Source organism: Duganella sp. HH101 (assembly GCF_001758795.1).
In the GTDB taxonomy this organism is placed as follows: Bacteria; Pseudomonadota; Gammaproteobacteria; order Burkholderiales; family Burkholderiaceae_D; genus Rugamonas; species Rugamonas rivuli.
The window spans coordinates 374,778-394,417 of the sequence record NZ_LRON01000003.1; the positions used below are offsets into that span (position 1 = coordinate 374,778).

Here is a 19,640-nt window from a genome sequence, read left to right on the forward strand (position 1 = left end):
GGCAATATGATCAGGCAGATGGCTGCATGGATAGCGCGGAATCACTGGCGTTTCTCGCCGATGAACCTGTACGAGAAATTCGAACGGCACCGCTTCGACAGCAGGCATGGGGTGGACACGCAAATCGATGTCCACCTGTCCGAGCTGAACATCGACAGCCCCAACAAGCTGCACGGCAATCGCTACCATGCCACGCCCCCGGTATCGTTCCGGCGCGTGTTGAAAAAGCTGAAGGTGAATCTTGCCGACTACACCTTCATCGATTTTGGCTCCGGCAAAGGCCGCACGCTGCTGATGGCGAGCGACTTTCCGTTCAAGCGCATTATCGGCGTCGAATTCGGAGAGCAATTGCATCGGCATGCCGTCGCCAACATTCAGCGATACAAGGCCAGGCACGACACGCACATCCAATCGCTCAATGTCGATGCAACGCAGTTCCCCCTGCCTGACGGGCCGTTGATCCTGTATTTTTTCAACCCCTTCGATGAGATCGTACTGAGACAGGTGCTCGCCAATATCCGGCGAGCCGCAGCTGCGTCGCAGCGCAAGATTTTCATCCTGTATCTCTACCTGCAAAACGAAGAGGTGTTCCAGGAGTCTGGCGCGTTTTCACTGGTGTTCCGCTGGCATCGATTCGATGCCTTTGAATGCCGGCTTGCTTAACGCGAAGCCCTCATCCACCCAGCCGGTGATCCCGCCCGGCATCAGTTTGACCGGGCGTCCCAGTTGCGCCAGCCGTACCGCCGCGCGCGCCGCGCCGTTGCAGTGCGGGCCGGCGCAGTACACGACGAACAGCGTGTCGGCCGGGAACTCGGCCAGCTTGGAGCCGATGATCTTGCGGTGCGCCAGGTCCAGCGCGCCCGGCACGTGGCCGGCCGCGTACTTCTCCGTGCCGCGCACATCGAGCAGAACGAAATCCTGCGGGCCGTTGGTCAGCGCATCGTGCACGTCCCAGCAGTCGGTTTCATAGCTGAAGCTCGCTTCGAAGCGGGCCAGCGCATCGCTGCTGGCGGCGGCGGGAATGGCGGCGACATGGGATTTGGCGGACATGGTTTTCTCCTTCATTGAGTGGACAGTGACGCCATTGTGCGACGCCGCCGCCATCGCCGGCAGTGGCGCACAAGCCATTCTGCGTTAAGATTACGCCATGAAAAAACATCTGGTTGTCGCACTGGCCTATGACCGCCTGTGCACTTTCGAGTTCGGCTGCACGGTCGAACTGTTCGCGCTGGAACGCCCCGAGCTGGAGGTGGACTGGTACGACTTCGCCGTCTGCGCCGTCGAGCCGGGCCCGATCCGCGCGGCCGGCGGCATCACCGTGCAGGCGCCGTACACGCCCGAACTGCTGGAGCGGGCCGACACCATCGTCATCCCCGGCTGGCGCGACGCCGACGAACTGCCGCCGCCCGCCATGCTGGAGCTGATACGCGCCGCCCACCGGCGCGGCGCGCGGCTGTGCTCGATCTGCTCCGGCGTGTTCGTACTGGCCGCCGCCGGCGTGCTGGACGGCCAGCGCGCCACCACCCACTGGCGCTATGCCGACCGCCTGGCCCAGCGCTATCCTCAGATCCAGGTCCAGCCTGACCATCTGTACGTGGACAACGGCCAGGTCATCACCGCCGCCGGTTCCGCCGCCGGCCTCGACATGCTGCTGCACCTGGTACGGCGCGACTATGGCGCCAAGGTCGGCAATCAGGTGGCGCAGCGGCTGGTGGTGGCGCCGCACCGCGAAGGCGGCCAGGCGCAGTTCCTGCCGCGCCCGATGGCGCAGGGCGAGCAGGGGCGGCTGTCGCGCCTGATGGACTGGCTGCGCAGCCACCCGGGCCAGCAGCACACCGTCGCCAGCATGGCCGAACGCGCCGCGATGAGTCCGCGCACGCTGCAACGACAATTCCAGCAGGCCACCGGCCTCGGCCCCGTCGAATGGCTGACCCGCGAACGCGTCGCCTTGGTCAAGGAAATGCTGGAGGTGCCGGACGTGCCGCTGGCGCAGATCGCCGAGCGCGCCGGCTTCGGTTCGGAGGAATCGCTGCGCCACCATTTCCGCCGCCTGGCCGCGACCACGCCCGGCGCTTACCGGCGCCGTTTTTCCGGCACGATATAAGCCGCGCCGCTTGTCATTTCGGCCATATTTGGCTACCCTGAATCTCCCACTGAAAAGGAGACGACCATGTCCTATGTAGACGGTTTTGTGATTCCGGTGCCGAAGGAAAATGTGGAGGCATACAAGAAAATGTCGCTGGAATGCGGCAAGGTCTGGAAGGAATACGGCGCGCTGGAATTCCGCGAGTGCATCGGCGACGATGTCCCGCCCGGCAAGGTGACGTCGTTCCCGCTCAGCGTCGACCTGAAGGAGGGCGAGGCCGTGGTGTTTTCGTGGATCGTCTACGCAAACCGCGCCGCCCGCGACGAGATCAACGACAAGGTCATGAAGGATCCGCGCATCGCCCACTACATGGATCCGAAGAACATGCCTTTCGACGGCAAGCGCATGATCTTTGGCGGCTTTGAAATGATGATCGATCTGTAGATGCTGTCGCTGCGCCCCAGCCAGCCGCAGGACGAGGCTTTTCTGCGCATCGTTTACGCATCCACCCGCGCCGGCGAGATCAGCCTGTTCGGCTGGCACTCCAGCCAGGCCGAGATCTTCCTGCGCATGCAGTTCGACGCGCAGGACCGCCACTTTCGAGGGCACTATCCGCACGGCCGGTTCGATATCGTCGAACTGGATGGCACGCCGATAGGCCGCTTCTACGTTGCGCAGCAGCCGGAGGCTTTCCATGTGATCGACATCGCGCTGCTGCCGCCATGGCAGGGACAGGGCTACGGCGCCGAACTGCTGCGCGGCGTGCAGCGGCAGGCCGCACGCGACGGCTTGCATGTCAGCTTGCATGTGGATCGCAGCAATCCGGCGCAGCGGCTGTACGACCGCTTGGGCTTTCAGGACGCCGGCGACGCCGGCCTGTATCGCCTGCTGGAGTGGCGGCCCTAGGCGTCCTGGCTTGCCAGCACGGCCCGCATCGCGCCGCGCAGCGCGTTGCAGACGACGATTTCCTCAGCCGCTTCCAGCATCGCGCGCGTGATGACGGCTTCGCTGGCCTTCCATTGCGGATCGTCCAGCAGCACGCTGCGCATCACGCCGGGCAGCAGGCCGCAGGCCAGCGGCGGCGTCAGCCAGCGGCCCTCGATGCGCACGAACACATTGGTGCGGCCGCCTTCGGTCAATTCGCCGCGCTCGTTGAAGAACAGCGTATCGAAAGCGCCTTGCGCCTCCGCTTCGCGCCAGGCGGCGTCGTAGCGGCTGCGGTTGCTGGTCTTATGGCGCAGGAACAGTTCGCCCGCTTCGGTGGTGTCCGGCGCCAGCAGCACGCGCACTGGTTCCGCCAGCGGCGCTACCGGCGCGTGCTGCACCGAGAAGGCGCCGGCCGCGTTCAACGCCAGCCGCAGCCGGTAGCCGGTATCGGCTTCCAGCATCGCGCAGGCGGTGTCGAGGTAGGCGCCGGCCGCCGCCGCGTCCCAGGCGTAGCCGAAGCAGGCCGCCGATGCCGCCAGCCGCTTCAGATGGCGCTCGCGGTGGCGCACGCCGTCCGCGCGCGTGGCGTGCATGGTCTCGAAAATCTCGAAGTCGTTTTGCAGGCCGGTCAGGAAGCGCGCCTTGAGCTGGCATTCGGCGTATTCCTCCCGCGCGTCGCTGTCGAAGACGATGCCCGCGCCCACGCCCATCTCGCCGAGGCGCGTGCCGTTCGGGCTGGCCGGCGCCTGCAGCGTCAGCGTGCGGATCGGCACCGACATGCAGAAGTCGCCGACCTTGCCTTCGTCCTTGACCGGATCGAACCAGCCGATGGCGCCGGTGTAGATGCCGCGCGGGTCCGGCTCCAGTTCGCGGATGATCTCCATGGTGCGCCGCTTGGGGGCGCCGGTGATCGAGCCGCACGGGTACAGCGCGTTGAAGATGTCGGCCAGCGTGGCGTCGCCGCGCAGCCTGGCGGTGATGGTGGAGGTCATTTGCAGCACGCTGCTGTAGCGGTGCACCTCGAACAGCGCAGGCACCTCGACGCTGCCGGTCTGGGCGACGCGGGCGATGTCGTTGCGCAGCAGGTCGACGATCATCAGGTTTTCGGCGCGGTTCTTCGGGTCGGCGGCCAGCGTGGTGCCGCGCAGGATGTTCTCGGTCGATTCCGCCGGCGGCGCGGCCGGCGCCGTGCCCTTCATCGGCCGCGCGGTCAGCACGCCGTTCTCGTGGCGCACGAACAGTTCGGGCGACAGCGACAGCACGGCGCTGCCGTCCTCCAGCCCCACCAGCGCGCCGTAGGGCACGGGCTGGCGTCCGCGCAGGCGGGCGTACAGGGCGTGGATGCTGCCAAACGCGTCAAAACGCAGCCTGTACGTGTAATTGACCTGGTAGGTGTCGCCGGCCTCGATGTAGCCGCGGATGCGCGCCAGCGCCGCGCTGAACGCGTCCTGGCTGATGTTGGCGCGGATGTTGGCGATGCCCGACGGGCGTTCGATCGGGAAGGAGCGCGATGCCAGCCAGTCGCCCACTTCGGCCGGCGACAGTTGCGCGCAGTGCGAGAAGAGCAGGATCTGAGCTAACGGTGGAGCCGACGGCGACGGCGACGGCGGTGGCGCGGCGGCGGCGCCCAGCTCCAGCAGCTCCGCGCCCAGTTCGTAGCTGCAAAGGGCGACGGCGTATTGGCCGCGTTCCAGCGCCGCCTGCATTTGTTCCAGCAACTGCGGCCACTGGCCGATGTGCTCGCAGCGCAGCGTGCCGGTGTGGCCGGTGTACAGGCGCGAACGCGCGTCCGAAGTCTGGGCGCCCTCCGGGCTGGCGTCGTCCAGCAGTGCGAAAATTTCGTTCATGGTCAACTCAGGCAAGTAGCAGGGCAATTTGCAAAGGCGCGTCCTGCGCCGGACTATTCTTGAATCCACTCTTGGCATAGCGGTGCCAGCGGCCAATGACGAAGCTGGCCAGCATGCCGGCGCGCGCCTGCACCTCGGCCTCGTGCGCCTGGCCTTCGCTCACGGCCAGCCGCAAGGCCTGCTTCAGCGCCAGCTCGACGCGGTCGTAGAACTGGTTCATGCGCAGTTGCAGCCGCTCGTCCTCGTTGACCAGCGCCTCGCCGATCAGCACCCGCGTCATGCCCGGGTTCTGCAGGGCGAAATTGAGCAGCATGCCGACGATGTCGCGCGCCTGCGCCAGGCCGTCGCTCTGGCGTTCGGCGATCTGGTTGATCAAGCCGAACACCGACGACTCGATAAACTCGATCAAGCCCTCGAACATCTGCGCCTTGCTGGCGAAGTGGCGGTACAGCGCGGCCTCGGAGAACTCCAGCTTGCGCGCCAGCGCGGCGGTGGTGATCTTGTCGCCCTTGGGTTGTTCCAGCATCTCCGCCAGCGCCTGCAGTATCTGCATGCGGCGCTGGCCCGGCGGGTTGCTTGCCATGTGATCTCGCGGATAAGTGTATGGGTGGATGAATTTTTTCGTTCAGCGCATATGATGCAGGCGTGCCGGCAAATTCCTGACAGATTTTACTTTGACATCGACATAAGCGGGGCGAATTAACCTTTTTTGCGGATGCGCCAGGCCGACCGCGTCGCCCACTTCCAGGTATTGCGTGACCCAGGCGGTGCGCATGCCCAGCGCGTGCGCGCTGCGCAGATTGGCCAGCGTGTCCTCGACCAGCACGCAGCGATTGGGCGTCAGGCCGTGGCGGCGCATCAGTTTTCGCAGCAGCAGCTTGGACGGCTTGGGCCGCATCTGCCGGTGCACCACCATCGACTCCACCGATACGTGGTGGCTGAACTGGCGCTGCAAACCCAAATGGCGCAGCACCTGCGTCGAATAGCGGTGCGGCGCGTTGGTCAGCAGGATTTTGCGGCCGGGCAGGCGGCGCAGCAGCTGGCGCAGTCCCCGTTCGGCGCGGATCATGTCGGCCAGCCGCTCGAAGCGGTGGGTCTCGTCGAGAAAATGCGCGGCTTTTACGCCATGGTGCTTGACCAGTCCCAGCATCGTCGCGCCGTAGCGCCGCCAGTACAGCGTGCGCGCGGCGTTGACCGCGTCCTCGCCGGCGGGCGTGACGCCGTCGCCCAGCACATTGGCGATGTAGACGTTCATGCTGGCCATGATCGCCGGGAAGATCGCGTGCGAGGCGTTGTGCAGCGTGTTATCCAGATCGAATAGCCACACGGGGGAATTGCGGGTAATAATGTTCACTTCAAGTCAGTCATCTAAGGAAGCCATGCGGGAAGCCATACAGCGCCAGATTATAGTGATGTTCTGGACTTTGCTCTGTTTTACCCTCGCGCCGGCGTGGGCGGCGGACAAAGTCCAGGCGCCCAACCACGGCGCCTTGTTCAAGGTGCAGCAGGGCGGGCATACACTGTACCTGTTCGGCACCATTCACGTCGGCGCGGCGGATTTCTATCCGCTGGAGCCGCGCATCGCCGCCGCGCTGAAGAAGGCGCCGGTGCTGGCGCTGGAGATCGATCCGCTGGGCGACCAGCAGCAGCTGATGCGCGCCGTGCAGCGCCACGGCATGCTGACGCGTGGCGGCCCGGCCGGCCCTGAGCTGTCGGCCGACTGGCGGCAACGGCTGGACCGCCTGCTCAAGCAGTACAACATCGAAGCGGAGACGGTGGCGGCGATGAAGCCATGGCTGCTGGCCAGCCTGCTGACGGTGAGCGAATTTTCGGCCCAGGGCTACGAGGCGGCGCTGGCGGTGGACGCCCATCTGTCCCGGCAGGCGCACGGGCGCGGCCAGAAAGTGGTGGAGCTGGAGTCGGCCGAGAGCCAGATGGCGCTGTTCGACCAGATGAGCGCCGCCGAGCAGCTGCAATTCCTGCAGGAGGCCATCGCCGGCATCGAGGATAAGGAACAGGCCAACCAGGCGCGCGAAATCGCCGACGCCTGGCGCAAGGCCGATGTGATTGCGCTGGACGCGCTGGCGCTCAAGGCGGAGATGGACGACAGCTTTTCCGGCCGCTTCGTGCAGAAGGTGCTGCTGGACGGCCGCAATCCGGCGCTGGCCGACGGCATGGCCAAGCTGCTGGCGCGCGAGAACAACTGCGTGGCGGCGATCGGCATACTGCATTTGATCGGCAAGGGTAGCGTGCCGGAACTGCTGCGCAAACGCGGCATGACGGTAGAGCGGATGTACTAAGCGGGGAGGGTGCTACAGGAAGAATGGTGCCCTTTACGTGGATTGAACACGTGGCCTCTCCCTTACCAAGGGAGTGCTCTACCACTGAGCTAAAAGGGCGTACTGGTATGGCGATGCACTGTAAAACGCGGCTAAACGTGCATCGCCGTTTTTTCAGTGAGACCGGATCATAGTGCCAAAAGCCTGTTCGGTCAACACCTCGAGCAATAAACTGTGTTCAATTCGCCCGTCGATGATGTGTACCGTGTTGACGCCGGACTTGGCGGCATCCAGGGCTGATGAAATTTTAGGCAGCATGCCGCCCGAAATCGTCCCGTCGGCGAACATCTCGTCGATCTCGCGGGCCGACAGGTCGGTCACGAGGTTGCCCTGCTTGTCCTGCACGCCGGCGATGTTGGTCATCATGATCAGCTTTTCAGCCTTCAGGATCTCGGCGATCTTGCCGGCGACGACGTCGGCGTTGATGTTGTAAGCCTGGCCATCCTGGCCGAAGCCGATCGGCGAAATGATAGGAATGAAGGCGTCGTCCTGCAGCGCCTTGACCACGGCCGGGTTGATCGCGTCGATCTCGCCGACGAAGCCGATGTCGAGGAACTGGCCCGGGTTGTCCTTGTCCGGCATGGACATTTTCTTGGCGCGTATCAGGCCGCCGTCCTTGCCGGTCAGGCCCACCGCCTGGCCGCCGTAGTGGTTGATCAGCATGACGATGTCCTGCTGGACTTCGCCGCCCAGCACCCACTCCACCACTTCCATGGTTTCTTCGTCGGTGATGCGCATGCCCTGCACGAAGGTGCCTTGCTTGCCGATTTTTTTCAGCGCGTTGTCGATCTGCGGACCGCCGCCGTGCACCACGACCGGGTTCATGCCCACCAGTTTGAGCAAAATGACATCGCGGGCGAAGCCGTGCTTCAGTCGCTCGTCGGTCATCGCGTTGCCGCCGTATTTGATGACAATGGTCTTGCCATGGAAATTACGGATATAGGGCAGGGCCTCGGCCAGAATCTGCGCCTTGATCTGCGGCGCCACCGCGGTCAAGTCGTCATTCATGCCTAAGTTAAGGTTAGTCAGTTGGGTCATGGCGAGTCCGGTTTAGAAAATTTGTGCAATTTTACAGCCTGATGCTGCAATCAACTACGCATTATAGGGCTATCCGGTTGTATTTTCCCGGATCATCCGATACGCTCCCCGCTATGACCGCCACCGATACCCTCCACCGCCAGCTAGAAGTCATGCGTCCCCTGCTTGTCCGATTTGCACAGTTGCAAATACGGAACCAGGCCCTGGCCGAGGATGCGGTGCAGGACGCGCTGATCGCGGTGCTGGAAAAACCGGAGCGCTTCAACGGCCAATCGTCGCTGCGCACCTATGTGACGGGTATCCTGAAGTTCAAGATCATCGACTGCCTGCGCGCCAGCTCGCGCGAGCGCCAGATCGACACCGCCGAGGACCAGTCCGAGGACGACGCCATCGACTCGCTGTTCAAGGCCGACGGCCACACCCGCGAGCAGCCGATGGCCTGGGGCGACCCGGATGCGACGCTGGAGCAGAAGGATTTCTTCAAGGTGCTGGAGATTTGCCTGGAAAAGCTGCCCGCCAAGACCGCCCGCATTTTCATGATGCGCGAATGGCTGGAACTGGAAACCGACGAAATTTGTAAGGAACTGGCGATTACAACGTCTAATGCCTGGGTGCTCTTGTATCGGGCTCGCATGCGTTTGCGCGAATGCCTGGACTTGAACTGGTTTGGCAACCGCCAGGCCACGTGACCGCGCCACTTATTGCCTCACTTACTGTCAGCGACTATGGAACCACATAAAACCGGCTTGAAGCCCACCTGCCGCGAAGTGCACCGGCTGGTGTCGGAGGGGATGGACCGCGACTTGTCCTTCATCGAGCGCACCCGCATGCGGCTGCACTTGATGGTGTGCGACGCCTGCACCCGGTTCAACGGCCAGATGTCGCTGCTGCGCACGGCCATGCGCCGCTTCCCCTTCGACGCGCCGGACGCCGGCCCGGCGCCGCTCGACGACGACCACGAACGCCGCCGCCCGTAAGCGCCATGAGCACCTGCTCGCGCTGCGGCGCAACCTTCAGCTGCGCCATGGCGGATGCCGATCCGGCGGCGCCGGCGCAGCCTTGCTGGTGCACGTATCTGCCGGCGTCGTTGCCGGTGCCGTCCGCGCCGGGCGCCAGCTGCTGGTGCCCGGATTGTCTGAAACAGCATATCCTGGACCAACGCGCCGACCATACCAAACCGGCCGGCTAGCCTGAAGGAAGTACGCATGCGCCGTTTTAGCGACATGGGTATCCGCGCGCGCATCAGCAGCGGCTACATCATCCTGATCCTGCTGATGGTCGGCGTGATCCTGGTCGGCGTGAACCGCATCTACGCCATCCGCGCCGAGAGCGACCATATCCTGCACCAGGACTGGGCCGCCAGCGCCGCCATCAACGCCATCGACACGCAGTCGCGCGAGGCGGCCACCCGCATCGTCACCCTGATCATCCAGAAGGACCAGCAGCACCGCGTCGACAGCTACAGCCGCATCGACCGCATCAAGCTCGATATCGACGCCCAGCTGGAGCAGCTGGACAAGCTCGACGCCACGCCGGAAGCGCGGGCGCAGATCGAGCAGGTCAAGCGCGCGCGCGCCGCCTACTACGACAGCTTCATCGCCGTGGCGGACATGGTGGAGGCCGAGGACCGCGACGCCGCCGAGGCGAAAATGAACGCGATGGCGCTGCCGGCGCTGGACCACCTGCTGGAGCAGATCAAGGCGCTGGACAAGCTGCAGGAAAGCCAGGTGATGGCCAGCGCCGCGCGCGCACGCGCCGACATCAATTTTTCGCTGATGCTGATTTCGCTGATGGGCGGCGCGGCGGTGCTGGTGGGGATAGGCTTCGGCCTGTCGGCGCGCTCGATCACGCGGCCGCTGGAGGAGGCGATCGCGATCGCCAAGCGGGTCGGGCAGGGCGACCTGAGCTCCGTCATCGAAGTGAAGTCGCAGGACGAGACGGGCGAGCTGCTGCACGCGCTCAAGCTGATGACGGCCGGCCTGGCCGCCGAGCAGCAGCTGCGCCGCGCGGTGACGGCGGCGGAGGACGCGACCAAGATGAAGTCCGACTTCCTGGCCAATATGTCGCACGAGATCCGCACGCCGATGAACGGCATCATCGGCATGACCCACCTGGCGCTGCAAACCGAGCTCTCGCCCAAGCAGCGCAACTACCTGGAGAAGGTGGAGTCGGCGGCCCGCAACCTGCTGGGCATCATCAACGACATCCTGGACTTCTCGAAGATCGAGGCCGGCAAGCTGGCCTTCGAGCAGGTCGATTTCTACGTCGAGGACGTGATGGCGAATATCGCCGACCTGTCCGTGATGCGGGCGCAGGACAAGGGCCTGGAGCTGCTGTTCGATATCGCGCCGGACGTGCCGCAGGTGCTGGTCGGCGATCCGCTGCGCTTCGGCCAGGTGATGATCAACCTGACCAACAACGCCATCAAGTTCACGCAGCAGGGCGAGATCGTGGTGACGATACGCGTGCTGGAGCGGCTGCCCGACGAGCGGGTGCGCCTGCGGATCGACGTGCGCGACACCGGGCCGGGGCTGACGCCGGAGCAGCAGGCGCGCTTGTTCCAGGCCTTCACGCAGGCCGACACGTCGACCACCCGCCACCATGGCGGCACGGGCCTGGGCCTGACCATCAGCAAGCGCCTGGTCGAACTGATGGATGGCGAGATCGGGCTGGAAAGCCAGCCGGGCGTGGGCAGCACCTTCCATTTCAGCGCGGTGTTCGGCATCGGCGCCGTCGAGGAGCCGCTGCCGCTGCCGGACATTTCCGGCCTGCGCGTGCTGGTGGTGGACGACAACGCCAGCGCCCGCGAAATCTTCATGGGCATGCTGTCTTCGATGCAGTTCGCCGCCGCCTGTGCCGACGGCGGCCGGCGCGCCGTCGACATGGTGGCGCAGGCGCGCAGCGAAGGCCGGCCGTTCAACATCGTACTGCTGGACTGGCAGATGCCGGGCATGAACGGGCTGGAGACGCTGCAGACGATCCGCGCGCAGGCGGAGGCCGACGGCGTCGATGCGCCGGCCTTCATCATGGTCACGGCCTACAACCGCGACGTGCTGATGGACGAGGCGCGCGGCATCGCCATCGACGCCATGCTGAACAAGCCGGTCAGCTCATCGACGCTGCTCGATTCGGTGTCCACCGTGTTCGGCAAGGACCTGCGCAGCTGCCGCCGCACGCGCCGCCGCGCCGACTACATGGCGGCCGAGGAAGCGGTGCGCGGCGCCTACATGCTGCTGGTCGAGGACAACGAAGTCAATCAGGAAGTGGCGCAGCAGATCCTCAGCGACGCCGGCATCCGCGTCGACATCGCCGCCAACGGCGCCATGGCGCTGGCCAAGCTGGCGGTGGCCGACTACGACGGCGTGCTGATGGACTGCCAGATGCCGGTGATGGACGGCTACGACGCCACCCGCAAGCTGCGCGAGGACGCGCGCTACGCCAGCCTGCCGGTGATCGCGATGACCGCCAACGCCATGGTCGGCGACAAGGAGAAGTGCCTGGAAGCGGGCATGAACGACTTCATCGCCAAGCCTATCGACGTGGCGCAACTGTTCACCACGCTGGCGCGCTGGGTCAAGGTGAAGAATCCGGTGACGGCGGAAGCCGCCGCCGCCGGGCCCCCGGCCGACGCCGCGGAAGAGGCGCTGCCCGTCATCGCCGGCCTGCGCATGGAAACCGCGCTACAGCGTGTGGGCGGCAATGTTAAGCTGATGCGCAAGCTGCTGTCGCGCTTTGTCGAAACCCAGATCGACGCCATGCACCGCATCGCCACCGCCATCGAAAACAACGATCTGGCCGGCGCCACGCGCGAGGCGCATACTGTCAAGGGATTGGCCGGCAATATCGGCGCCGCCGGCATGGCCGATGCGGCGGGGAAGGTCGAGCAGATGCTGGCGATGGGCACGACCAAGGGCCGCGACGAAGCCATTCTCGACATGGCGGGCGAGTTGAGCGACCTGGTGGCGCGTATCGCGATGGCGATGGACGACAAGCCGGCCGCCGTCGCTGCTGCCGACGACACGCCCGCGGCCGCGCAACCGGCCGACCTGGCCGAGTTGAAGGCGGTGGTGCAGGAAATGGCGCACCTGCTGGCGCAGGACGACGGCGCCGCCGTCAAGCTGCTGGACCGCCTGTGCGCCGCGCTGACGGGCGCAGGGCAGGGCGAGCACGCGCGCCAGTTGCGCCGCATGCTGGGGCAATATGATTTCGAAGGGGCGCTGGACGAACTGAAGGCCGCCGCCGCCGCACTGAACATCGCTTTGTGAAGAGAGTATGCCGATGAACGTAAAACCAACGATCCTGGTGGTCGACGACATCCCGGACAACATCGATCTGCTGTGCGCCGTGCTGGAAGACGACTATCGCACCAAGATCGCCGTCAACGGCGAGCGCGCGCTGAAGATCGCCAACGGCGATTCCAAGCCGGACCTGATCCTGCTCGACGTGATGATGCCGGGGATGAGCGGCTACGAGGTGTGCAAGGCGCTCAAGGCCAATCCCGCCACGCGCGACATTCCGGTGATCTTCGTCACCGCCATGAGCGAGACGGTGGACGAGCAGCTCGGCCTGGGCCTGGGGGCGGCGGACTACATCACCAAGCCGATCTCCGCGCCCATCGTACTGGCGCGCATCAAGACCCAGCTGTCGATGAAGCGGGTGCACGATTTCCTGCGCGACCAGAACAACTTCCTCGAAACGGAAATCGAAAAACGCACGCGCGAGATCGTCGCGCTGCAGGACGTGACCATCCACACCATGGCCTCGCTGGCCGAGACGCGCGACAGCGAAACCGGCAACCATATCCGCCGCACCGCGCACTACGTGAAGACGCTGGCGGAAAAGCTGCGCACCAATCCGCGCTTCAGCGATTTTTTGACCGATAAGAATATCGAACTGCTGTTCAAGTCCGCGCCGTTGCACGACATCGGCAAGGTCGGCATCCCCGACCGCATCCTGCTCAAGCCGGGCCGCTTCGAGGGCAACGAGTTCGAGATCATGAAGACCCACACCACGCTGGGCCGCGACGCGATCCGCCAGGCCGAGCGCGAGCTGGGACTGGAAGTGGACTTCCTCAAGTTCGCCAAGGAGATCGCCTACGGCCACCAGGAGAAATGGGACGGCAGCGGCTATCCCGAAGGCCTGAGCGGCGACAATATCCCGATCTCCGCGCGGCTGATGGCGGTGGCCGACGTGTACGACGCGCTGATCAGCCGCCGCGTCTACAAGGACGGCATGTCGCACGAGGCGGCGGTGGCCATCATCGCCGAAGGCCGCGGCCAGCACTTCGATCCCGACATGGTCGACGCCTTCATGGAGCTGCAGCAGGACTTCATCGACATCGCAAGACGCTATGCCGATTCCGACCATGACATGACGCAGCACCGCGAAAAGATCGAGCGTTTCAGCGGCTAGTCAGCTGACTGTGCGGAAGAAGCGCAGCATCTCGCGGCTGGCGTCCGGACCCTTGGCGTCGGTGTAGGTGCCGCTGTTGCTGCCGCCGGACCAGGCATGGCCGGCGCCGTGCACCACCCAGTGTTCGCCCAGTGGCTTGCCGTCCGACCTGGTGTGCGTGGTCTGCGTGTAGCGGTGCCCGTTCGGCACGGTGCCCGATTGCACCGAGGGCTTGCCATGCCGGTCGTGCAGGCGCTGCTCGATGACCTGCTCGCCGTTGCGCGGATTGACGGTGGTGTCGCTGTCGCCGTGGAAGACGATGATGGGCTGCGAACCATCGCCGGCCTTGCGCGGCGACATGACGCCGCGCTTCATCGCCGTCAGCGCCGACGGCAAGTCCTGCGCCGAGGCGAAGGGCAAGCCCGAATGCACGCCCACCGCCGCGAACAGTTCCGGGTACAGCGTGCCGACGATGACCGCCATCGCGCCGCCGGCGGACAGCCCGGCCACGTACACCTGGCGCTCGTTGACCGGGTATTCGTCGATGACCTGCTGGGCGATGCCGGCGATGATGGATGGTTCGCCCTGCCCATGCTGCTGGTCGATGGCGTTGAACCAGTTCCAGCATTTATGCTGGTTGGCGTTGGGCGTCTGCTCCGGGTAGACCACGAAGCATTCGTTTTCCTCGGCCAGCCGGTTCATTTGCGTGCCGTTGGCGAAATCGTCCGGGTTCTGGGTGCAGCCGTGCAGCATCACCAGCAGCGGCATCGCCTGGCCGTGATAGCTGGCCGGGATGTACAGCTTGTAGTTGCGGGTGCCGGCGTGGTTGGTGTAGCTGCCCTTGATGAACTTCGCACCTTCGGGCAGCGCCACTTCCGGCGTCGGATGCATGAAGGCGCCGACGTCGATGGCGCGATCGAGATTGGCTTGCAGGTCGACCTTGATGCCCATGCGGTTCAACATGTCCTGCGCGAATTCGGCCGGATGGGTGGCCGGATTCGGCGCCGCCGCCGCTTCGGGAGCGGCCTTGGCCTCGGGTGCGGGTTCCGGCGCGGGCCGGGATGGCGCGGCATGGCCCGGCGGCGGATTGATGTCGCGCATGGCGGGTTGCGCCGGCGCCGCAGCTTTGGCGGCATGTCCGCGCAGGCTGTCCATGGCTTGCTGGATGGCCGCCGAGGTGTTTCTGTTCATCAGCTTTTGCGCCGCTTCGCGCATGTGTGAAAAAAGCGGTAGTTTCATGATAGTTCCTTAATGGATGCGGTTTGCCAGCGCGGTTTTCAGCACGGCGCTGGCGTGCAGCGATCCCAATACGAAAATGGATTCGATCGTCGCCAGCGCCAGTTCGACGGAAACGTCGCTGGCGATGCTGGCCAGGCCCAGTACCTGGATTTGCAGCCGCTGCCCGGCCGCCTGGATCGCTTCCAGGTCGGCGCGTGAGTAGTGCTGCATTCCGAGTACCAGGCTTTTGCGCGCCACCGTCTGCTTGACGACGTCGGCGTGCTGGTTCAACTGATTGCGGATCGCCGTGCGTATCAGATCGGTGCGATTGGAGTAAAACCCCTCCTGCACCAGCAGATCGATCTGCCCCAGGTCGATGGGGCCGAGGTTGATCGTGATCTTTTCCGATTCAGCGGTCTTCAGTTTTAATTCTTGCTTTGCCATAAGTCTCCATCCGGATACCATCTACATGGATGGTAGTATAGACCTGAAATCCACCAAGTCAAGCGTGTTCGCGGCATAATGGCGGCATGAGTGAAACCGCTAACTTAATCCCGCCCGGCGCGCCGGAACTGGCCACGCCCGTGCCGTCGCCGTGCGTCAGCCTGTGCAAAATGGACGACGACCGCCTCTATTGCCTGGGGTGCATGCGCACCATCCCGGAGATCATCGCCTGGTCCAAGGCCGACGACGACTACAAGCGCGGCGTGTGGGCGGAAATCCGCCGCCGTGAACAACTGATCGGCTTCGACGACGAATGAGCGCGCTGCCGGAGGCTATCCAGGTTTTCGAACGGGGCTGGCTGTCGTCCAACAACGTGATGCTGATGGGCCGCCACGACACGGCCATCATCGATACCGGCTACCTCAGCCACGCGCCTCAGACGCTGGCGCTGGTGCGCCATGCGCTGCACGGCCGCCATCTCGACCAGATCATCAACACCCACCTGCACTCCGACCATTGCGGCGGCAACGCCACCTTGCAGGCGCATTTCGGCAGCCGCACCTCGATACCGGTGGCGGAGGCGGACAAGGTGCGGCACTGGGACGTGGACGCGCTCAGCTTCAAGGCCACCGGCCAGCGCTGCGACCGTTTTACCTTCGACGCCACCATCGCTCCCGGCGACGTGCTGACGCTGGCGGACATGGAGTGGCAGGCGCTGGCCGCCCCCGGTCATGATCCGCACTCGCTGATCTTCTACTGCCCGCAGGAGCGGCTGCTGATTTCGGCGGACGCGTTGTGGGAAAACGGCTTCGGCATCATCTTCCCGGAGCTGGACGGGCAGTCCGGCTTCGCCGAGGAGCGCGCCACGCTGGACCTGATCGCGGGCCTGGATGTGCGGCTGGTGATCCCCGGCCACGGCAAGCCTTTCGACGACGTGGCCGGCGCGCTGGCGCGGGCCCGTTCGCGGCTGGACTACCTGGAAGCCGATCCGCTGCGTAACGCGCAGAACGCGTTGAAGGTGCTGTTGAAGTTCCTGCTGCTGGAGCGCCAGCGCATTGCGCTGGCGGACGTGCCGCAGCTGCTGCTGGCGATGCCGGTGTTCGCCAAGGCCAACGCCAACTTCCTGAAGCAGACGCCGGAGCAGCTCGGCGCCTGGGTAGTCGGCCAGCTGGTACGAGCCGGCGCGGCCCGCATCGATGGCGAGTACTTACTTAACGAGTAGCCCGGAAGTAAATATAGAGGAACTCGCCTACTTTCGGCACGGTCGTACTATTTTCGATCTATAATCGATTTTCCTTCATCTCCCACAGTGAGTTCGCCATGGCCCTGCCTGCAGCGTTGCAAAATCTCTCTCTTCCAGTCATCGCATCCCCGATGTTCATCGCCAGCGGCCCGGCCCTGGTCGCGGCGCAGTGCAAGGCCGGCATCGTCGGTTCCTTCCCGGCGCTGAACGCGCGTCCGGCGGAACTGCTGGATGTGTGGCTGACCGACCTGCAGAAGGAACTGGCCGAGTTCCAGGCCGCCAATCCGGACAAGCGCGTCGGCCCGATCGCCGTCAACCAGATCGTGCACCACTCGAACGACCGCCTGGCGCACGACGTGGAAGTCTGCGTCAAGCACCAGATCCCCATCATCATCTCCTCGCTGCGCGCGCCGCCGAAAGAGATGCTGGACGCGATCCACAGCTACGGCGGCATCGTGCTGCACGACGTGGTTTCGATCCGCCACGCCGAGAAGGCGCTGGAGGCGGGCGTCGATGGCCTGATCCTGGTGGCCAGCGGCGCCGGCGGCCATGCCGGCACCTTGTCGCCGTTCGCGCTGGTGGGCGAGATCCGCAAATTCTTCAAGGGCCCGATCGCGCTGTCCGGTTCCATCGCCACCGGCGATGCGATCCTGGCTGCGCAGGCGATGGGCGCGGACTTCGCGTACATCGGTTCGCGCTGGCTGGCGACGCAGGAATCGAACGTCAGCGACGACTACCGCAACGCCATCGTGGAATCGACGGCGGCGGACATCGTGTACTCGAACCTGTTCACCGGCGTGCACGGCAACTACCTGAAAAAATCCATCGTCGCCGCGGGCCTGGACCCGGACGCGCTGCCGCAGGCGGACAAGAGCTCGATGAACTTCGGCTCCAGCAGCGCCAAGGCATGGCGCGACATCTGGGGCGCCGGCCAGGGCGTGGGCCTGATGGACGACGTGCCGACCACCGCCGAAATGGTGGCCCGCCTGAAGCGGGAATACGACGCCGCCCGCGCGCGTCTGGCGCTGTAAAAAATCCGCGCCGCCAAGTTATATTTCAGATAATATGATTTTCTTGAAAAATAACTGGGGGCGCGATGAAGGCACTGCTGATCGGAATGCTATGGCTGGCCGGCACGGCTGCTGCGGCTGCGGCCGCGGCTGACGCGCCGCCGCCGGCAGCGTTCACCTGCGAATCGCCGGAGATTCCGGCGGTCTCCACCTCCAACGACGCGGTGCGCCGCGTCGAGAAGCGCATCGCGGAATGGAAGCAGTGCGCCCTCGACTACCAGACCGGCGACCGCAGCGAAGCCGCCGCCGCGCTGGTGCAGAAAGCCTATGACGACATCGTCGCCCGCCGCAATGACTGGGTCGCGGCCACCAACCGCTACGGCAGTATCCAGGCCGCCGGCCGCACGCGCCTGTCGCTGGGCGCCAACGGCATCGCCGCCGTCTGGGACGAGCGCAACGTCCACGACATGAGCCGCCACGTCAAGCGCGCCGACGACAGCGATCCGGCCGCCGCTACCGCCGCGCCTTCCACCACCGGTCAATAAGCACCCGCCAATCCTCAGCGGCCGCCGACGGCCAGGCTGTCGCGCGGCGTCTCCTTGCCGCGCACCCAGACCGTCTGCACGCTGTCGTAGGCGCGGATATCGGCCAGCGGCGACATCTTCATCAGCACCAGATTCGCCACCTTGCCCGCTTCGATGGTGCCCACCTGCTCATCGATCCTGAAGGTGCGGGCGTTGTTGATGGTCGCCGCCTTGAACAGCTGCGCCAGCGACAGTCCGGCCTGGTGCAGGTGCTGCATCTCCAGGTAGCCGTTCAGGCCGGGGATGTTGCCGTAGGTCGGCGACGATGGCGTGTCGGTGCCGAACACGAAGTTGGCGTCCTTGGCGGCCAGGTAGGCCACCACCTGCCGCTGGCGCCGCAGCGGCGCTTCCATCCCCTTCAACACGGCGGCATCGGTTTCATCTTCCGCGATCTCCTGCTTGAACCATTGGCCTTCGGGCGTCTTGAGCCAGGCCAGCATCGAAGGCGGCAGCAGCTTGGGCAGCGCCGGGTGGTTCAGATAGGCCGGGTCGAAATAGGCGTTCAGGCCATGCAGCACCTGCATCGTCGCCTGGTAGCCGATCTTGCGCGCGGCGATCTTGTCCAGCAGCTGCCTGATCGCCGGCGGCAGTTCCTTTTCCTTGTCCATCCCGCCCCAGTGCCACATGCCGTGCGCCAGCACATCGGCGCCGCCGTCGACGGCGAAGGTCTGCGCCTCGAACGAATTCCCGTGCGTCACCAGCACCAGCTTGTCGCGGCTGGCCGCCGCTCGCACCTCCGCGTACACGGCGGGGCTCATCACCGGCAGGTTGTGCATGGTGCCGAAGCCGTGTTCGAAGTGGGTCTTGACGCAGATGCCGTGGTCGGCCTTGACCCGCGCCACGCCCTTGGCCGGCGTGTAGTCCTCCGGCTTGAAGCGGGCCGGGATCTTGTCGGCCTGCGCCGGGTCGTAGATAAAGTTGGAGAACATCTCGAAGCGCGTCTCCGGCGGCGCGTACGAGGACGGATAGCCGTTGGCGAACACCAGCGGCGCGCCGCAGTCGTAGACGTCCGGATGCAGCGGCGCGGCCTTGACGCGGTCGATGAATTCGCGGCTGCCGGCGGCCAGGTCGATCACCGTGGTGTAGCCGTAGTAGAGGAAGGAGCGCGGCATCTGCGCGAAGTATTCGGCGGCCATGGCCTGCTTCTGGTCGGCCTGCTCGAAGCTCATGCCGGGCACGGAGAACAGGTGGACGTGCGAGTCGATCAGGCCGGGCGTGAGGAACTGGCCCATGCCGTCGACGCGGCGGGCGCCGGCAGGCGCCTTGCCCCCCGCGCCGCGCACGACCCGGACGATGCGCTCGTCCTCGATCAGCACACTGCCGGTTTGGATGCGGTCCAGTTTTTCCGGCGACACCAGCTTGACGTTGGTGATCCAGGTCTGCGTGCCGGCCCAGGCCTGGACGCAGAGGAGTAGGGAAAGGCTGGCGAGAATGCGGGTGGTTTTCATGCGGGGCTCCGTGTTGTGAGGAGCCCAGTTTGCCGCCGCAGGCCGGGTTTTGCGTCTCAAATGAT

22 protein-coding genes and 1 tRNA gene are annotated in these 19,640 nt (G+C 65.1%); 14 read left to right on the plus strand and 9 right to left on the minus strand.

Translation table 11 applies throughout. From position 1 onward, the window contains the following. Nucleotides 1-6: 6 nt before the first annotated feature. Nucleotides 7-663, plus strand: coding sequence for a class I SAM-dependent methyltransferase (locus DUGA2_RS06850; RefSeq protein ID WP_168167768.1), 657 nt, complete (start codon nt 7-9; stop codon nt 661-663). On the opposite strand, the gene DUGA2_RS06855 is transcribed toward DUGA2_RS06850, so the two are convergent. Continuing rightward, nucleotides 610-1,050 (minus strand): rhodanese-like domain-containing protein, encoded by a 441-nt coding sequence (locus DUGA2_RS06855; RefSeq protein WP_070268383.1) that lies wholly within the window; start codon nt 1,048-1,050, stop codon nt 610-612. The genes DUGA2_RS06850 and DUGA2_RS06855 overlap by 54 nt on opposite strands. Before the next feature lie 97 nt (nt 1,051-1,147). On the opposite strand from DUGA2_RS06855, the gene ftrA reads away from it, so the two are divergent. From ftrA to DUGA2_RS06870, 3 genes are all read left to right on the plus strand, one after another. Next, nucleotides 1,148-2,104 carry a transcriptional regulator FtrA gene (gene ftrA / locus DUGA2_RS06860; protein WP_070268148.1) on the plus strand — a complete coding sequence of 319 codons (957 nt, stop codon included), beginning with the start codon at nt 1,148-1,150 and terminating at the stop codon, nt 2,102-2,104. Between the two features lie 66 nt (nt 2,105-2,170). Continuing rightward, nucleotides 2,171-2,530, plus strand: a complete 360-nt coding sequence (locus tag DUGA2_RS06865; protein WP_070268150.1) for a DUF1428 domain-containing protein — start codon at nt 2,171-2,173, stop codon at nt 2,528-2,530. Continuing rightward, the gene (locus tag DUGA2_RS06870) at nt 2,531-2,992 is read left to right on the plus strand and encodes a GNAT family N-acetyltransferase (RefSeq protein ID WP_070268152.1); all 462 of its coding nucleotides are present in this window, start codon (nt 2,531-2,533) and stop codon (nt 2,990-2,992) included. Here DUGA2_RS06870 and DUGA2_RS06875 read toward each other — a convergent pair. The 3 genes from DUGA2_RS06875 to DUGA2_RS06885 are packed head-to-tail and all read right to left on the minus strand — an operon-like array spanning nt 2,989 to nt 6,214. Continuing rightward, nucleotides 2,989-4,860, minus strand: a complete 1,872-nt coding sequence (locus DUGA2_RS06875; RefSeq protein ID WP_070268385.1) for a chorismate-binding protein — start codon at nt 4,858-4,860, stop codon at nt 2,989-2,991. The genes DUGA2_RS06870 and DUGA2_RS06875 overlap by 4 nt on opposite strands. Before the next feature lie 7 nt (nt 4,861-4,867). Further along, entirely contained in the window at nt 4,868-5,443 is a 576-nt protein-coding gene (gene slmA / locus DUGA2_RS06880) for a nucleoid occlusion factor SlmA (protein WP_008443486.1), read from the minus strand. A 42-nt stretch (nt 5,444-5,485) separates the two neighbouring features. Further along, nucleotides 5,486-6,214 (minus strand): HAD-IA family hydrolase, encoded by a 729-nt coding sequence (locus DUGA2_RS06885; RefSeq protein ID WP_070268153.1) that lies wholly within the window; start codon nt 6,212-6,214, stop codon nt 5,486-5,488. A 58-nt stretch (nt 6,215-6,272) separates the two neighbouring features. Here DUGA2_RS06885 and DUGA2_RS06890 point away from each other — a divergent pair, with 58 nt between their 5' ends. Beyond that, complete coding sequence (locus DUGA2_RS06890) at nt 6,273-7,160, plus strand: TraB/GumN family protein (RefSeq protein ID WP_229214612.1); 888 nt, start codon at nt 6,273-6,275, stop codon at nt 7,158-7,160. 24 nt (nt 7,161-7,184) lie between these two features. On the opposite strand, the gene DUGA2_RS06895 is transcribed toward DUGA2_RS06890, so the two are convergent. Both DUGA2_RS06895 and argB read right to left on the minus strand, forming a co-directional pair. Further along, a tRNA-Thr gene (locus DUGA2_RS06895) sits at nt 7,185-7,259 on the minus strand. Nucleotides 7,260-7,313: 54 nt separating this feature from the next. Beyond that, the gene (gene argB / locus DUGA2_RS06900; protein WP_085946284.1) at nt 7,314-8,207 is read right to left on the minus strand and encodes an acetylglutamate kinase; all 894 of its coding nucleotides are present in this window, start codon (nt 8,205-8,207) and stop codon (nt 7,314-7,316) included. Nucleotides 8,208-8,350: 143 nt separating this feature from the next. Between argB and DUGA2_RS06905 the strand changes: the two genes are divergently transcribed. The 5 genes from DUGA2_RS06905 to DUGA2_RS06925 are packed head-to-tail and all read left to right on the plus strand — an operon-like array spanning nt 8,351 to nt 13,649. Next, on the plus strand, nt 8,351-8,926 hold the full coding sequence (locus DUGA2_RS06905) for a sigma-70 family RNA polymerase sigma factor (RefSeq protein WP_070268155.1): 576 nt from the start codon (nt 8,351-8,353) through the stop codon (nt 8,924-8,926). Between the two features lie 36 nt (nt 8,927-8,962). Further along, a complete protein-coding gene (locus DUGA2_RS06910) occupies nt 8,963-9,214 on the plus strand; it encodes a zf-HC2 domain-containing protein (protein WP_070268156.1) in 252 nt (83 codons plus the stop codon). A gap of 5 nt (nt 9,215-9,219) precedes the next feature. Beyond that, nucleotides 9,220-9,426 (plus strand): cysteine-rich CWC family protein, encoded by a 207-nt coding sequence (locus DUGA2_RS06915; RefSeq protein ID WP_070268158.1) that lies wholly within the window; start codon nt 9,220-9,222, stop codon nt 9,424-9,426. A 16-nt stretch (nt 9,427-9,442) separates the two neighbouring features. After that, entirely contained in the window at nt 9,443-12,502 is a 3,060-nt protein-coding gene (locus DUGA2_RS06920) for a response regulator (RefSeq protein ID WP_070268160.1), read from the plus strand. Between the two features lie 13 nt (nt 12,503-12,515). After that, nucleotides 12,516-13,649: a two-component system response regulator gene (locus DUGA2_RS06925; RefSeq protein ID WP_070268392.1), complete on the plus strand. Its 1,134-nt coding sequence runs from the start codon at nt 12,516-12,518 to the stop codon at nt 13,647-13,649. Here DUGA2_RS06925 and DUGA2_RS06930 read toward each other — a convergent pair whose 3' ends face one another. Continuing rightward, nucleotides 13,650-14,843: a PHB depolymerase family esterase gene (locus DUGA2_RS06930; RefSeq protein ID WP_070268161.1), complete on the minus strand. Its 1,194-nt coding sequence runs from the start codon at nt 14,841-14,843 to the stop codon at nt 13,650-13,652. Between the two features lie 33 nt (nt 14,844-14,876). Next, nucleotides 14,877-15,290 (minus strand): hypothetical protein, encoded by a 414-nt coding sequence (locus DUGA2_RS06935; RefSeq protein ID WP_008443502.1) that lies wholly within the window; start codon nt 15,288-15,290, stop codon nt 14,877-14,879. An 86-nt stretch (nt 15,291-15,376) separates the two neighbouring features. Between DUGA2_RS06935 and DUGA2_RS06940 the strand changes: the two genes are divergently transcribed. The 4 genes from DUGA2_RS06940 to DUGA2_RS06955 all read left to right on the plus strand — a co-directional run bounded on the left by DUGA2_RS06940 (nt 15,377) and on the right by DUGA2_RS06955 (nt 18,088). Beyond that, a complete protein-coding gene (locus tag DUGA2_RS06940; RefSeq protein ID WP_070268163.1) occupies nt 15,377-15,607 on the plus strand; it encodes a DUF1289 domain-containing protein in 231 nt (76 codons plus the stop codon). Further along, on the plus strand, nt 15,604-16,512 hold the full coding sequence (locus DUGA2_RS06945; RefSeq protein WP_070268164.1) for an MBL fold metallo-hydrolase: 909 nt from the start codon (nt 15,604-15,606) through the stop codon (nt 16,510-16,512). Before DUGA2_RS06940 ends, DUGA2_RS06945 begins: the two co-directional genes overlap by 4 nt. 98 nt (nt 16,513-16,610) lie before the next feature. Further along, nucleotides 16,611-17,564, plus strand: coding sequence for a nitronate monooxygenase family protein (locus tag DUGA2_RS06950; RefSeq protein ID WP_070268166.1), 954 nt, complete (start codon nt 16,611-16,613; stop codon nt 17,562-17,564). A 65-nt stretch (nt 17,565-17,629) separates the two neighbouring features. Then, complete coding sequence (locus tag DUGA2_RS06955; RefSeq protein WP_070268169.1) at nt 17,630-18,088, plus strand: hypothetical protein; 459 nt, start codon at nt 17,630-17,632, stop codon at nt 18,086-18,088. Nucleotides 18,089-18,102: 14 nt separating this feature from the next. On the opposite strand, the gene DUGA2_RS06960 is transcribed toward DUGA2_RS06955, so the two are convergent. Next, nucleotides 18,103-19,575, minus strand: a complete 1,473-nt coding sequence (locus DUGA2_RS06960; protein WP_070268171.1) for an amidohydrolase family protein — start codon at nt 19,573-19,575, stop codon at nt 18,103-18,105. Nucleotides 19,576-19,640: the final 65 nt, after the last annotated feature.